The 274-nt window shown below is 36.5% G+C and carries 1 protein-coding gene; it reads left to right on the top strand.

Annotated features, from left to right (window positions below; all coding sequences use genetic code 11):
* Positions 1–131, top strand: a 131-nt coding sequence (locus RYX56_RS22305; RefSeq protein ID WP_317124114.1) for a methionine adenosyltransferase domain-containing protein, incomplete at its 5' end; no start/stop codon positions are given.
* Positions 132–274: the final 143 nt, after the last annotated feature.

The following is a 274-nucleotide window of genomic DNA, read 5'->3' as shown; positions in this document are numbered from 1 at the left end:
TGTTAGAATTACGTCGCCCCATTTATAAGCAAACGGCAGCATACGGTCATTTTGGCCGTTCTGGTATTGAATTACCTTGGGAGCGTACAGATAAATCTGAGTTGCTTCGCCGTCAAGGAGAAAATCATTAATCATAATAGGGGTTGCATTTTATATGTAACTCCTATTTTTGTTCAATGATTGAATGGATGGAATAAAATGTTTACGTAGGACTATAGAAGTAAAAAATGAAGGTACCGTAAATTTCCTTATCCTCACAGTGCCATTTTGTAAA

The organism is Alkalihalophilus lindianensis (assembly GCF_032843265.1).
Lineage (GTDB): Bacteria > Bacillota > Bacilli > Bacillales > Bacillaceae_D > Alkalihalophilus > Alkalihalophilus lindianensis.
The sequence above is the reverse complement of the archived record's forward strand: the minus strand, read 5'-3'. Positions and strand labels throughout refer to the sequence as shown.